Source organism: Ruegeria sp. D1(2025) (assembly GCF_056536425.1).
In genome coordinates this window covers 1-13,184 of the sequence record NZ_JBQFPO010000012.1, presented here as the reverse complement: position 1 = coordinate 13,184, position 13,184 = coordinate 1, and the positions used below count along the sequence as shown (strand labels likewise).

General features: G+C 57.7%; 13 protein-coding genes and 1 pseudogene. 5 read left to right on the top strand and 9 right to left on the bottom strand.

Going from position 1 to position 13,184, the window contains the following annotated elements; genetic code table 11:
* Positions 1-104: 104 nt before the first annotated feature.
* The 3 genes from ACR1XU_RS19935 to ACR1XU_RS19925 form a co-directional block, all read right to left on the bottom strand.
* The gene (locus ACR1XU_RS19935) at positions 105-554 is read right to left on the bottom strand and encodes a c-type cytochrome (protein ID WP_170417891.1); all 450 of its coding nucleotides are present in this window, start codon (positions 552-554) and stop codon (positions 105-107) included.
* Positions 555-621: 67 nt separating this feature from the next.
* Positions 622-1,212 carry a L,D-transpeptidase gene (locus tag ACR1XU_RS19930; RefSeq protein ID WP_170417888.1) on the bottom strand — a complete coding sequence of 197 codons (591 nt, stop codon included), beginning with the start codon at positions 1,210-1,212 and terminating at the stop codon, positions 622-624.
* 634 nt (positions 1,213-1,846) lie between these two features.
* The gene (locus tag ACR1XU_RS19925; protein WP_050605720.1) at positions 1,847-2,500 is read right to left on the bottom strand and encodes a L,D-transpeptidase; all 654 of its coding nucleotides are present in this window, start codon (positions 2,498-2,500) and stop codon (positions 1,847-1,849) included.
* A 374-nt stretch (positions 2,501-2,874) separates the two neighbouring features.
* On the opposite strand from ACR1XU_RS19925, the gene ACR1XU_RS19920 reads away from it, so the two are divergent.
* The 3 genes from ACR1XU_RS19920 (at position 2,875) to ACR1XU_RS19910 (ending at position 5,613) form a co-directional block, all read left to right on the top strand.
* Positions 2,875-3,186 carry a DUF2933 domain-containing protein gene (locus tag ACR1XU_RS19920; protein ID WP_255612174.1) on the top strand — a complete coding sequence of 104 codons (312 nt, stop codon included), beginning with the start codon at positions 2,875-2,877 and terminating at the stop codon, positions 3,184-3,186.
* Between the two features lie 39 nt (positions 3,187-3,225).
* Positions 3,226-3,399 carry a hypothetical protein gene (locus ACR1XU_RS19915; protein WP_170417885.1) on the top strand — a complete coding sequence of 58 codons (174 nt, stop codon included), beginning with the start codon at positions 3,226-3,228 and terminating at the stop codon, positions 3,397-3,399.
* Positions 3,400-3,516: 117 nt separating this feature from the next.
* Positions 3,517-5,613 carry a protein-disulfide reductase DsbD family protein gene (locus ACR1XU_RS19910; RefSeq protein ID WP_170418009.1) on the top strand — a complete coding sequence of 699 codons (2,097 nt, stop codon included), beginning with the start codon at positions 3,517-3,519 and terminating at the stop codon, positions 5,611-5,613.
* Between the two features lie 9 nt (positions 5,614-5,622).
* On the opposite strand, the gene ACR1XU_RS19905 is transcribed toward ACR1XU_RS19910, so the two are convergent.
* The 5 genes from ACR1XU_RS19905 to ACR1XU_RS19885 form a co-directional block, all read right to left on the bottom strand.
* On the bottom strand, positions 5,623-6,081 hold the full coding sequence (locus ACR1XU_RS19905) for an ATPase (protein WP_170417881.1): 459 nt from the start codon (positions 6,079-6,081) through the stop codon (positions 5,623-5,625).
* Positions 6,082-6,195: 114 nt separating this feature from the next.
* Positions 6,196-7,344 (bottom strand): c-type cytochrome biogenesis protein CcmI, encoded by a 1,149-nt coding sequence (gene ccmI, locus ACR1XU_RS19900; protein ID WP_170417878.1) that lies wholly within the window; start codon positions 7,342-7,344, stop codon positions 6,196-6,198.
* The gene (locus ACR1XU_RS19895) at positions 7,341-7,829 is read right to left on the bottom strand and encodes a cytochrome c-type biogenesis protein (protein ID WP_170417876.1); all 489 of its coding nucleotides are present in this window, start codon (positions 7,827-7,829) and stop codon (positions 7,341-7,343) included. The genes ccmI and ACR1XU_RS19895 overlap by 4 nt, the downstream gene beginning before the upstream one ends.
* Positions 7,826-8,395, bottom strand: coding sequence for a DsbE family thiol:disulfide interchange protein (locus ACR1XU_RS19890; protein ID WP_170417873.1), 570 nt, complete (start codon positions 8,393-8,395; stop codon positions 7,826-7,828). Before ACR1XU_RS19890 ends, ACR1XU_RS19895 begins: the two co-directional genes overlap by 4 nt.
* Positions 8,396-8,399: 4 nt before the next feature.
* Positions 8,400-10,394 (bottom strand): heme lyase CcmF/NrfE family subunit, encoded by a 1,995-nt coding sequence (locus tag ACR1XU_RS19885; RefSeq protein WP_170417870.1) that lies wholly within the window; start codon positions 10,392-10,394, stop codon positions 8,400-8,402.
* Between the two features lie 326 nt (positions 10,395-10,720).
* Here ACR1XU_RS19885 and ACR1XU_RS19880 point away from each other — a divergent pair, with 326 nt between their 5' ends.
* Positions 10,721-11,740 (top strand): transporter, encoded by a 1,020-nt coding sequence (locus ACR1XU_RS19880; RefSeq protein ID WP_170775027.1) that lies wholly within the window; start codon positions 10,721-10,723, stop codon positions 11,738-11,740.
* A gap of 4 nt (positions 11,741-11,744) precedes the next feature.
* Here the strand turns inward: ACR1XU_RS19880 and ACR1XU_RS19875 are convergent, their stop codons facing one another.
* A complete protein-coding gene (locus ACR1XU_RS19875; protein WP_050605729.1) occupies positions 11,745-12,410 on the bottom strand; it encodes a hypothetical protein in 666 nt (221 codons plus the stop codon).
* A gap of 230 nt (positions 12,411-12,640) precedes the next feature.
* On the opposite strand from ACR1XU_RS19875, the pseudogene ACR1XU_RS19870 reads away from it, so the two are divergent.
* A pseudogene (locus ACR1XU_RS19870) lies at positions 12,641-13,184 on the top strand (tyrosine-type recombinase/integrase); the annotation flags it as partial.

Sequence of the window (13,184 nt, the reverse complement as noted above, 5' to 3'; positions counted from 1 at the left end):
GCCATGTGCATGAGCAGAATCGGCCGTCACAAGCAGCCCGCCAATGGTCAGCACCATTGACAGTATGATGTAACGAATTGCACTGCCCATTCGGCTCGTCACCTTCAGAAAATCCCGTTTTCCTGCTGCAGCTCTCTGATATACGCCACGATGCCCTTCACATCCGCACGGGTCAAGCCATCGACCGGCGGCATATTGCCGAACTTCCAATGGTGTGCCCGAACTCCATTCTGGACTGCCACATAAAATGACTCGTCCGAATGGTGGCTTGGTTCATAGATTTTATGCACCAAAGGTGGTGCAAGGCCTTCCAGACCTGTTGCATTCGCGCCATGGCACGCCGAGCATTTGGCGTCGAATGCCACTTTGCCGACGGCCGCAAATTCGCTTAGCTGGTCCGGCAGAGTGACGTTTTCGATTGGGTCTCCTTGCTCCAGTGCTGACGTATCGGGCGGCGTCATCGAGTGACCTGTTGGTTGCTGATTTAAGTTGTAGACGAACGCGGCGGCGCCTGCGATCACTACTCCGCCGATCAAGAGTGTAAGTTTATCCATCTCTGTTCTTCACATGATTGTCAGTTCTTAGGTTCAACGCGCGCAAAAAAAATCGGCCTGACCAAGGTCAGATCAGTTTTACCTGAGTGCCCACAGTGGCCAGTTCGAACAATTCCGCAATCTGCTCGTTGTACAAGCCAATGCAGCCGTTGGAGGATCTTCTCCCGATCTTGCGCGTGTCGTTGGTGCCGTGGATCCGGTAGTATTGCCAGCTCAAATAAAGTGCATGTGTCCCCAGAGGATTCTCCGGACCCGGGCCCACATAATCGGGCCAAGCGGGGTTGCGCTTTTTCATTGCTGGTGTCGGTCGCCAAGACGGCCCTTCGACCTTGCGAGTAACTGTGGTGTAGCCCAGCCTTGTAAGGTCTTCCGTCAGCGGTACGCTGGTTGGATACATTCGGTAGACGCTTTCGTCTTCCGACCAATATTGCAGGACCTTGGACTGTGTATCGGACAGGATCACACCATTCTTAAGCGTATCAAAGTGGTCCTGCCATTTAGCAACGCGGAATGAGGAAACATTGCGGCGCGTCCCCTCAGTTGCCGTTGATTGGGCCCAAACGGCCGGTGCTGGAAAAAGCGTCGTCGCAGCAAACGCGGCAATCACTCCACGTCGCGTAACAACCTTTCCTTCTTTGCTCCGTTTCATGCCTGCCATCCCAAAGTTTATTCTTTTTTTCCGACTCAAATAACTCGTATGCCCGGTTCCTGCGCTGGAAGGTCAACACGCAAATGACATTTCATATGGGATGTCTCGTCTGAATTGTCGTTGCCGTTGGCGCAGGGATATTTCCTTAGAAGGCGGACCCAAATCATCAAGTCATTGTGGAAAAGCAATTTTTCTTGGACGTAACTCCAGGCTGCTTTAAGCAAAACCTGACTTTCTTGAATCAACCGAACACAAAAAAGCAACGCTAACAATTGCTTAGTTCTTGGTGAATTGATGTGATCACCCGTCGATGCGAGGGTAGCAGGCACTACAAATGACAATCACAGTGGACTAAACACCATGTCCTTCAGGAAAGCTTTCCAAGCACTGGCCGCACTTTTGTTCATCGGCGCTTGTACCGAAACAACGTCAATATCTGCAGATAGCGAGCCCGGAACGCTTTCCCAAGTTCCTGACGCCGTAGCCCAGATTGCTGCTCCGGGCCAGGACCTGAACGCAGTGAAAATCATGCCTGAGGACGGTTGCTATTGGTATCGCTATGTTGGGCCAGTTGAAACAACCTACCTACCACTTAGGACTATTGAAGGGCGCCCAATCTGTACGCGCGCCTGACAAGCGCCTGTCAGCTGGTCGCGGTCAGAAGCCGCTCGGGAGGGTAGAGATGAGCCGTGGACCCTGGCCTGACACGATCATAAAGCCCGATGATATGTGGCATCGCCATCCTTACGCAGCCAGAACTTGCGCGACCTCCGATAGATCTTGGATAAGGCGTTCCGTGAATTCGCAGGTATGTGTCGCGACCACCTTCGAACAGATAAAACGCCCTTGATCCCAATGGGTTTGTCGGCCCACCGGGCACACCATCTGCGAATTGCGCATATTCATCAGGGTCGCGCTCAATCATTTCGGCTGTAGGAGTCCAACGCGGCCATTTGGCCTTTCGCTTGATCGTGTAGACTCCGGGCTCGTAAAGATTGCCTCGGGCAATGGCTACGCCGTAACGCATTGCTGTGCCACCGTCTTCGATGAAATACAGATATCGTGCCACCGCGTCGACATGAATGTCACCCGGAGTAAGTGGTCGATTGGTTTGCACACGCTGAGGCAGGAAACGTGGGTGTAAACCCCAGGGATTGGATGTTGCGGGATCAAAATTGGCTGGAGTTACTTGCGCATCCCACTCCGACCATTGCGAGGCCGCCGCCGACGTCACTCCAAAAACCGGCTGAGAGAAAATGGCGAGCGAGGCTGCAACAAAATGTCGTCTGGTCAGCATTGATAGCGCTCCTATTGGCTGGTTGGTGTCTGGAGTTAGTACCCAGGGGATTAGACAATCCGCGACGGGGGAAGATTTGTCCATTCAATTATTCGTTCGATATCGCTTCGACCCACCCGCGAGTTTTCAAGGCTTAAAGTGACCTAGGCAGCTTCGTGTTTAACCTGAAACTTCACCAGGCGTCGGGACGACAATGCCTGCTGTTCATACCCCTAAAAACTTCCCTGTTCCGGCCGTGTCTATGCACCAAGTAAGGCCCAAGCAAATGCTGGACTGGTTTGACAGCGTCAAATTCGCTTCGCGCCAAAACAGCTTGACCTTCCATCGTGGGAAGGCGTTAGCAGAGGTCTCCAATCCAAATTTTGGAGTTGAATGTGAAAGAAAAACAGACTGCAAACGCGCCGCAGGCGTCAGTACCGGTTAGCGGCGGCAAGATAATGAAATGGGGCATGATGGTATGTTGCATTGCCATGATAACGCCGATCGCTCTCTACTTGATCGCCGGCGGGACGGTTGGTGGGCTTTCTGACTCCTTGGGTCTTTTCGCACCGTTGATCCTGTGCCTCGGAGCCCATTTCTTTATGCACAAGGCGATGGAAAAATCCTGTCATTCGAACAAATCTGAATCGGAAAGACCAAAGGCAACAGACGCCGCGGTCGGACCGAACCCAGTACACCGGCAATAATCTTCAATCATGAAGCTTTGGTGCTCAAGGTTGGCCGCCATGTCGCTGGCCGCTCTTTCGCTGGCGGCTTGCGCACCACGCCCTAAACTATGCCCGCTGCAACCGCCGCAGCCTGAATACGCCCTGCCCCAAGGTTGCCGGGTTCAATGGGAGGGCGCGGATGGCGGGGCCTATTTCATCTGCGAAGACGGGCGCGAAGGTTTCGTGAGCTGATCGTGGGGATGTGACATTCCGGCTCGTTGACCCTCCAGCGCTGGAATCTGGCAGAGACGGGTGCAAAACAACCGATGGCAACGCGCAATGGCAAGAACACTCCTAAATTTATGTATTATGATCTTGGGGTTAATCTTTGGCCAGACTTCCGCCGGGACAAGCCTTGCAGCTACATCCCAAGCGTATGAATCAGAGCCCCTGGTCGCACACATAATTACCGCGCAGGACGGGATCGCGCCTGACGTCAAGACGATCACTGCAGGACTGCATCTGAAACTGGGCGAAGATTGGAAAACCTACTGGAAGTCGCCTGGTGAGGTGGGAATTCCGCCCAAGATCACTTGGAACGGCTCGCAAAACGTCAGCGACGTACAGTTTCACTGGCCCGCGCCGATCCGTTTTCGCGCCTTCGGGATCGAGAATTTCGGGTACAAGGACGAAGTGGTCTTTCCGCTGACCGTCACACTCGAGAACCCCGGAGCGCCAGTTGACTTGAAGGCCGCTGTGACAACGCTGATCTGTTCCGATATCTGTGTGCCGGTCGAGTTTTCGCTGGACTTGTCGCTGACTCAGGGAACGGGTCGGGATCAGGACTCGGCCCGGCTTATAAATGCCTTTCTGTCGCGGGTGCCAACCACGGGAAACACAAGCGGAATGAAGTCCGACGCCGCGACCCTGGATACCGAGTCCGAGATGCTGACGCTGAATTTCACCAGCGACCTGCCCTTTGATGCGCCTGATGTCTTTCCCGACATGGGACGTGACACCGCGTTTGGTGCACCCGACATCCGGCTCGCTGGCGACAGGCGTCAGCTATGGGTGCAGTTCCCGGTCCTCGCTCTGGCACAGGACCCCCCCGCCTTGTCCGTCACGGTTACCGACACCAACCGCGTGGCCGAGTTTTCGCCCCGTACCGACGCTCCCCCTACCCCGCCACCATATGAGATCGCGGCCGCCGAAACTTCAGCCAGCGCGCTGGTCTGGATCATTTTGCTGGCGGTGGGCGGCGGGTTGATTCTGAATGTCATGCCCTGCGTACTGCCAGTGCTTTCGATCAAGCTTTCCTCGGCGGTAAAGGCTCGCGACCGCTCTGCGGCTCAGATTCGCGCCGGGTTCCTGGCTTCGGCAGCCGGAATCCTGACATTCATGTGGCTGTTGGCGGCTATCACCATTGCGGCGCGGTCGCTGGGCTATTCCGTCGGCTGGGGCATCCAGTTCCAGAATCCGCTTTTCCTTGCGGTGATGATCGTGGTGCTGGCGGTTTTTGCAACCAGCCTCGCGGGCTTGTTCGAGATCACGCTGCCGCAGTCGCTGAACACCCGGCTTGCCCATGTCGAAAAGGGCCGCGTGTCGCTGGTCGGGGATTTCCTGACCGGAGCCTTCTCAGCAGTTCTGGCGACGCCCTGCTCGGCCCCCTTCCTCGGCACGGCGGTGGCCTTTGCCCTGACCGGCCGACCGGTGGATATCGTGGCGATCTTCACCGCAATGGGGGTCGGGCTGGCCATTCCTTACCTGCTGGTTGCAGTGCACCCGAAACTTACCGCCGCTCTGCCTAAACCGGGGCGTTGGATGGTGGGATTAAAATGGGCCCTGTCGGCGGCACTGCTGACCACGATCGGCTGGTTGGTCTGGGTGATGGTCGGGGTGGCCGGAGACACTGCTGCAACTGCTACCGTGCTGGCTGCAACTGTTCTGGTCCTGTTGATCTGGAAAAGTACGATGATGCCACCCGTTTTGCGCTGGACAGCCCTGTTGCTGACGCTGACCGCAGCGTTTGCCGCACCGGTTGCGATTGCCGGCAAAGACCGGTCCAGGCTGCTTGAACCAGCCGGAGAGATCCCTTGGATTACCTTCAGCCGCCCCGAAATCGCCCGCCTTGTGTCGCGCGGCGAGGTGGTTTTCGTCGATGTCACAGCCGACTGGTGTCTGACCTGCAAGGCCAACAAAGCGCTGGTGCTGGAACGCGGCGAGGTTCTGGCAACACTGCAATCGGACAAAGCAATTCCGATGCAGGCCGACTGGACCCGCCCCGACGATGTGATCGCCCGTTTCCTTGAGGACAATGGACGGTTCGGGATCCCCTTCAACATCGTCTACGGCCCGTCGGCCCCCGAAGGCATCGCCCTGCCAGAGATCTTGACCACGAACGCCATTCTCGACGCGATGGAACAGGCCGCGCCGATTGCGGGCGGAGCCGTGGAAAGCGGATCCTGACCCCGGAGTTCACATATCCCGGACGCGGTTGCTCTGCTGCGCTAAACGCATGGTCTCGTGCTCTTCCATATCCAGTATCGCCTGAAAGAGTTCGCGTGCCTCGGGTATCTCGGCACGCCCGTGCAAATACCGATATAAGTCGATCACCTGATTGTGAAGATCGAAGACCGCTTCGCAGATCTCATCGACGCTCATCTGTGCGAACGGCCTGTCGCAGGCGCGATGTGGGTCGATCGGCTCATTGCCCAAATAGTCATATACCCAGGTGTTGAGCGCTTTGGGATCGGCTCGTTTCACGAAACCATCGACGATTTTCTCCAGAGCAGCCTCATGATCGGCGAGGTAGGTAAGCAACATCCTGGCCAGCTCCTGCTCTGACTGTGTCGAACAGTGGGCCAAACATTCGGCGAGCCAATGATGCATTTCCCGCGTCCAGACAATTAGATCAGAAAACGTTTCAACTTTCATGGTCTCAACCTCCTAAAGATCGGCATGCGATAGCCTAAACCGGAATTTTCCAGATGGCTCACTGGGCATCAGCGCGAAGTCGGCGCCGGCCCGATCCACGCCGGGCTGCGGGAATCAACCCCCCAGTTCCAGCAATGCCCGGTCGATTGCCACCTTGCGCGGATCCCCCTGCGGCAGGTCATCCGCCAGATCCCTTGCCCTGCCATAGGCGTTCCGGGCGCCGTCGGTCTCGCCCAGCACCGAATAGGCGTTGCCCAGCCGCATCCAGCCGTCCAGATCGCCTGGGTTTTCCTGCATCCGGCTCGCAAGCCGTTCGACCATCGAGCGGATGAAGGCCTGCCGGTCTTCGTCTGACATCTCCTCGGCCGCCGCCACCTGATCGGCAGTTGGGCCGGGCATGGAAGGGGCAAAAGCCGCCAGATTCACCGGAGCCCGTCCGATCGACGGGGCGATGCGGTTAAGCTGGGCCACAAAACTCTCCATCCATGGCCGGAACTCCTCTTCGGCGTCCATCCGCGTCTTCAGTAGGTCATAGGCCTTATCAGGCGATCCAGCCTGCTCCAGACCAATGGCTTTGTAGAATGTCGCTGCTGGGTTCGATGGGTCCAGTTCCAAGGCTCGTTCAAACGCCCGATCGGCCTTGGGCGTAACGACACCGTCATCGGCATAGACCAACGCCTCGCCATATTGCGACACCAGCGCTGAATTCGCATTGGGTCGGTCCAGCAACCCCTCGAACGCGTCTGCGGCATCTCCAAAGCGTCCCATACGCATATAGGTCTGAGCCAACAACACCCATCCCTCGGTTGGCCCGCCGGTTTCATCCGCCTCAAGCCGCGACTTCAGGCGCACGGCAAGGTCGGCGATTTCACGGGCTTCGGCCTGCTCCCCCTCGCGTTGGGCAAATGGCTGGCTGGGGATGTAGGGACTACCCAGTTGCCAATAAAGACCGGCTCCGAGCGCTGGAACTACCAGCGCGGCAAGTAAAATCAGCGCACGCCCGGAATGGCCCATTATCGCTTTGTCGTCCGATTGCCGGTCAATCGCCTTCAGGCGACGTTCTATCTCGGCTCTGGCGGCCTTGGCCTCTTCGGCTGAGATAATTCCTCGTTCCAGGTCCTTCTCCACTTCGCCGATCTGGTCGGAAAAGATGGCAGAGGCGCTTTCGCGTCTCGACAAGTCCGAGGTCTTGCGCCCCAGGCCGGAGAGGGCGAGCGTCAGAAACACCGCCACGGCCATGAATGAAAAGATAATCCAGATCATGCGTGCGGCTCCGTGAGTGAATGGTTTTCGGGATTCCGTTCTTCGCTCGCGCCGCGTTCCGTCTCTTGTTTTCGCGACTTCCGATATCGGCGCGCATTTTGGGTCAATACCGCTGCAGTCGCGATACCACCCAGCCCCAGGATGACGATAGGCGCAACCCACAGAATGTAAGTTGATGGCTTCCATGGCGGGTTGAACAGAACATAGTCGCCATAACGCGCAACCAGAAAGTCCATAACCTGCTGGTCCGTGTCGCCTGCCACCAGCCGTTCGCGCACAAGCAGACGAAGGTCGCGCGCCACGCCAGCGTTAGAACTGTCGATGTCTTGGTTCTGGCACACCACGCATCGCACCTGTTTCGAAATCGCCCGGGCCCGCTCTTCCAATACCGGATCTGCAAGTATCTCGTCGGGCTCAACCGCGAATGCCGGCTGCGACACCAGCATCGCCAGAGTGACCGCGGTAATTACAATGCGACGTATCATGACGCCTCTCCTCCGGCCGCCCGCGCCTGATCCAGCGCGGTGCGCATCTTTGAAATTGCCTCGTCGCCCAGCACCGGGCCGACAAAACGGAATACGACCTTGCCCGCGCCATCAATCACAAAGGTCTCCGGCACGCCGGAAATCCCCCATTCGATCCCGGCTCGGCCGTCCAGGTCGGAACCGATGCGCTCATAAGGGTTGCCCAGATCGTCGAGCCATTTCCGCGCGTCCTGCGGCTTGTCTTTGTAGTTAATGCCCATCAGGCGAATGCCCTCATCGCGTACCATACGCGTCAGCACCGCATGTTCGGCCCGGCAGGGCACGCACCAGGACGCAAACACGTTGACCACGATCGGAGCTGACCCGTCATTTTCCACCAGATCGGTACTGGACAGCCCGTGGGTATCCAGCCCTTCGACCGGCGGCAAGTCGAACTCAGGCACCGGCTGCGAGATCAAAACAGACGGGATTTCGTTTGGATCGCGATCGGGATTCAGTCCCCATAGCAGGAAGGCACCCAGGATGCCGGCAATCGTAATTGGGAACAGTGCAAATAGACGTTTCATTGCCCTACTCCGCCGCCACCGCAACGGAGCTCTGCCCAGTCCGTTTTCGTGGTGCACCGACGCGTAGACGCCGATCGGAGAGTGACAAGACACCACCAAATGCTAACAATCCTGAACCTATCCAGATCCAGACCACCAATGGCTCATACAAGATACGCAGGGTCCATTTGCTCTGTTCTGATTCCGCCGCCGGTTCCGATATTGAGGCGTAAAGGTCCCCTGCCAACGTCGTTCGAATTGCTGACTCGGTCGTACTGGTACCCGCCACGAGATAGGCCCTGCGCTCGGGTTGAAGCGTGGTGACATAAGCGCCATCGCGAAATACCGTCAGTGTGGCCGCGCGAGACAGATAGTTCGGACCGCGAAGCTGTTCCACACCGTCAAAACGCACGTCGAACCCTGCTATCTCAATCTGTGTTCCGGGCTCGGCAAAAGTCACGACCTCGGATTTCCAAGCGCTGGACCCGATAAAGCCGATCATACAGACAGCCAACCCCGCATGGGCCACGACCATGCCGTAATGAGAACGCGGTAGGCTGCGGGCCCGACGCAGGGACTCGGCCAACGGTGCCTCACCCAGCTTAATTCGGCTGGCCCACTCTGTCAGCACAGCGCCCAGCAACCAAACCGCAAGGCCGATCGACACTACCGCCAAGGCTGGGCCGCCGGTATCCAGATACCACACAAGCAACGCTACGAGCAGGCTAACCCCGGCCACCCATTTGAGCCGGGACAGAACACCGCGCAAATCCGCCCGCTTCCATGACAACAGCGGCCCAATCCCCATTACAACGACTAGAACCAGCATGATCGGCACGAAACTGGCGTTGTAATAAGGTGGTCCAACCGAAATCTTTTCACCTGTCACAGCCTCAAGCAAAAGCGGATAAAGCGTACCGAATAGAACCGTCGCCGTTGCGGTGGCCAGCAGCAGGTTGTTAATAAGCAAACCGGCCTCGCGGCTGATCGGGGCAAAAAGACCGCCGCCCTCCATCTCCGGTGCGCGTATGGCAAACAGCGTCAATGAACCACCGATCGCGACAGCCAACAGCGCCAAGATGTAAATGCCGCGTTCGGGATCGACCGAAAACGCATGGACCGATGTAAGCAAGCCTGAGCGGACAATGAATGTCCCCAACAAGGACAACGAGAAGGTCAAAACGGCCAGTAGGATCGTCCAACTTTTGAAGCTGCCGCGCTTTTCGGTCACAATGGCCGAATGGAACAGCGCTGTGCCAGCAAGCCAGGGCATAAACGAGACATTCTCGACCGGATCCCAGAACCACCAGCCGCCCCAACCCAGTTCGTAATAGGCCCACCAGCTGCCCAGAACGATACCAAGTGTCAGAAACACCCAGGCCGCCAATGTCCAGGGTCGGACCCACCGCGCCCATGCCGGATCGACCCGCCCCTCAATCAGGGCAGCCACGGCGAAAGAAAATACGATAGAGAAGCCGACGTAACCCAGGTATAGGAACGGCGGGTGCATAGCCAGGCCGACATCCTGCAACAGCGGATTTAAATCCTGACCATCCAGCGGTGCCGGAAACACCCGGTCAAACGGGTTCGAGGTGAACAGCATGAATGACAGGAACCCCGCGCTGATCCAGGCCTGCACTGCCAGAGTGCGCGCCTTGAGTTTCAGTGGGATGTTCCGAGCCAACAGAGACACACCCAGCCCGAAAATCACCAATATCAGAATCCACAACAGCAGCGACCCTTCGTGGCTACCCCAGGTCGCAGCCACCTTGAAAAGCATCGGTTTCAGCGAATGAGAATTGCTGGCCACATTTAGCACAGTGAAATCGCTGACCACGAAGGACCACATCAGAGCGGCGAAGGCGATAGCAACCAGCGCTGTCAGTAGGACCGAGGTCGCAGATGCCGATCGCATCCACATGACATTGTTCCGTGCTGCTCCAATCAAGGGAAATACGCTTTGCACCAAGGACACGGCCAGGGCAAGCGCCAGGGCGAACTGCCCGATTTCCGGTATCATTCCAATCCCTCCGGATTTCCGGTTTTGCGGCCTTGTCCGACAATCCAGCGCTGGAGGGTCAAGCGCATTATTGCCGCACCCCCTTCGGCTGATGCATGCTTGACGAGCGCAAATCTGGCCGGCGGCCTTGACCTTCCAGCGCTGGAGACCCCCACCATTTCGACTTCACCGATGGACGTACCGAACACTTTGTTTTCAGGGCAGGGACTCAGGAAACAAACGAACACGAGGGCATCATGACACGGAGCAACAGCAAGATTACGTGCGTCTGGCAACGCCTCCAGGCTGTAATACTGGCTGGGGGGCTGAGCCTTGGGTCAACTGCCATGGCCCAACCGGAAACCCGTCCGGCTGACAACGTGGCGATGAACCCGCAAGCCTCCAGCAACATGTCAGGTATGGGAAGCATGTCCAGGATGATGCGCCCCGACGCGGTGCCGCCAACGGGTGTCGTTGGCGGTATGCATCCACCCGAGGGTGTTTTGATGCCTGTGTTCTCTTACATGAACATGGAGATGGACGGAAATCGTACCGGAACGCAGTCGCTGTCTACCTCGAACGTTCTGTCGCAGTATCCGATCGCGCCGCTCAGCATGAGCATGAACATGGCGATGGTCGGCCTGATGTACGGTGTGACCGACGAGATCTCGGTGATGGCGATGCTGCCCTATACCCGCAAGACGATGAAGCACCAGACCCGCATGGGCCAGACCTTTAAGACCAGGGCACAGGGGTTTGGCGATCTGAAGATCATCGGCGGATATGATATCTACAAATCCGACGGGCAGGTGCTGGAACTATCTCTTGGCCTCAGTCTGCCGACTGGCTCGATAGACGAGACCGACACCACGCCAGCTGGGCCGGACCAGCTGCTGCCCTACCCCATGCAACTGGGTTCAGGCACCTACGACCTGCTGCCGGGCGTCACCTATACGGGCCAGAACGCGGATTGGTCTTGGGGCGCCCAGCTGGCCGCCGTGATCCGGATGGGTGAGAATGATGCCGGTTACACCTTGGGTGACGTCTATTCAGCAACAGTTTGGGGTGCACGGCGCTGGAATGACCAGTTCAGCTCCTCGTTGCGGGTGGTCGGCGACATCGTGGAAAACATTGACGGGTCGGATGCGCGCCTGAACCCAGGCATGGTGCCCACCGCTGATCCGACCCTGCGCGGCGGCCAGTTTCTGAGTATCGGAATCGGAGTGAATTACCTTGTGCCGGGGTCGGGCGTTTTGGCGGGCACGCGCCTGGGTATCGAGGGCGTGATCCCTGTGTATCAAGATCTGGATGGGCCCCAGCTTGAACGCGATTACGCAGTCTCCTTCGCGATACGCAGGGCGTTCTGACCCTTCAGCCCCAAACCGACTGTAAACGGACAATCAGCGCCGCCGCGGTGGTCAGAACGACCACTGACACCGCCATCAGTAGCAGGGCCAATGTCACAGGTCCGCCGCGCCCAGGTACGCGACGTGCCAGTTGGGCTGCAAATCCAGTACCGTGGGCGATCTGGCTCTGAACGACGGATAGGTATAGCGGCAGCGCTCCGACCAGCGTGGCGTACAGGTAAACGCCTGAGATGTTCTCGAAGTAGGCGGAGCGTACCAGCGTCGGACCGACTACCCGCAACGCCACTACGGGATCACCGCCGAAAGACCCGAACCAGTCTGCCGAAAGCGCGTAGATCAGCGCGTGCAGCGCGATGAACAGGACGGCCCGTAGCAGCAGGTCAATTAGCAGATACCGGGCCGGGATGGCCCCCCTGCCCCGCGCCCTTACCCCAACGGCGAAAAGAAAAAAGCTGAGATAATTTAAAAGGAAAACGACCGGCAACCCATTCGTCACCACCTGACGCAAAAACCGAACAAACGCGGGACCACTGTTCAGGAGGTGCGTCGCAAAGCCCGGCGTGCGCAAAACGAAGATGGCCAACAGCGGAAACAACGCAAGGCAACTGACGATCAGCGTGTTTCTGGCAAACTTCCAGAAAGGCAATTCAGTGGCAAAATATCTGTTCATTTCATTTAGTTTGCCAACGGTTCCAGCGCAATGTCGATGCCAATTGGTTTACAGACCTGCGACAGAACCTCCGATTTTATTATTCCGCAAGCCCTCTACCTACTTTACGCGCAAAATCTGTTACTTTTGCTCGTTACTTTTGTTGCGCTATCAGTTTCAAGTTACACTCGATAAGTATCGCTTATCATGACTGATTGATTTCGCCGGAAAATGCGCGCAGAATGTGCCTCATGAAGCCCCTTGCGCCTTACCTCCCCAGCCCCTCCCCAGCCCTCTCCGCAGAAGATCAGGAGGCGCTCACCGATCTTTATGTGCGCGGCACGCCAGCCAATACGCTGCGCGCTTATGAGCGCGACCTGCTCTATATCACCGCCTGGAAGTCCGCGCGGTTCGCAGCGACGCTGGACTGGCCGGAATCTGAGGCCACCGCTCTCACCTTCATTCTCGATCACGCTCGCGATCTGAATGACGCACCAGAAACGGATGTGGCGCGCGAAACCGCAGAAGCGCTGATTACTCAGGGGCTGCGGAAGTCCCTCGCCTGTCCTGCCCCTTCGACGCTGGACCGGCGCATCGCCTCCTGGCTTGCCTTTCATCGAATGAAGAACCTGACCAGTCCTTTCGGTGCGCCGCAGGTGAAGCAGGCCCGTGCCAAGGCGCGCCGGGCTACAGCCCGGCCCCCTGCCCCAAAATCGCAGCACCCGATTACCCGCGATGTTCTCGAGCAGTTGCTGACCACCTGCCGGGGGTCGCGGCGCGATTGCCGCGACCGGG

Coding starts and splice junctions, on each gene's coding strand:
- ACR1XU_RS19935 (WP_170417891.1), bottom strand. CDS start 554: ATGGATAAACTTACACTCTTGATCGGCGGAGTAGTGATCGCAGGCGCC.
- ACR1XU_RS19930 (WP_170417888.1), bottom strand. CDS start 1,212: ATGGCAGGCATGAAACGGAGCAAAGAAGGAAAGGTTGTTACGCGACGT.
- ACR1XU_RS19925 (WP_050605720.1), bottom strand. CDS start 2,500: ATGCTGACCAGACGACATTTTGTTGCAGCCTCGCTCGCCATTTTCTCT.
- ACR1XU_RS19915 (WP_170417885.1), top strand. CDS start 3,226: ATGTCGCTGGCCGCTCTTTCGCTGGCGGCTTGCGCACCACGCCCTAAA.
- ACR1XU_RS19910 (WP_170418009.1), top strand. CDS start 3,517: ATGATCTTGGGGTTAATCTTTGGCCAGACTTCCGCCGGGACAAGCCTT.
- ACR1XU_RS19905 (WP_170417881.1), bottom strand. CDS start 6,081: ATGAAAGTTGAAACGTTTTCTGATCTAATTGTCTGGACGCGGGAAATG.
- ccmI (WP_170417878.1), bottom strand. CDS start 7,344: ATGATCTGGATTATCTTTTCATTCATGGCCGTGGCGGTGTTTCTGACG.
- ACR1XU_RS19895 (WP_170417876.1), bottom strand. CDS start 7,829: ATGATACGTCGCATTGTAATTACCGCGGTCACTCTGGCGATGCTGGTG.
- ACR1XU_RS19890 (WP_170417873.1), bottom strand. CDS start 8,395: ATGAAACGTCTATTTGCACTGTTCCCAATTACGATTGCCGGCATCCTG.
- ACR1XU_RS19885 (WP_170417870.1), bottom strand. CDS start 10,394: ATGATACCGGAAATCGGGCAGTTCGCCCTGGCGCTTGCCCTGGCCGTG.
- ACR1XU_RS19880 (WP_170775027.1), top strand. CDS start 10,721: ATGGCCCAACCGGAAACCCGTCCGGCTGACAACGTGGCGATGAACCCG.
- ACR1XU_RS19875 (WP_050605729.1), bottom strand. CDS start 12,410: ATGAACAGATATTTTGCCACTGAATTGCCTTTCTGGAAGTTTGCCAGA.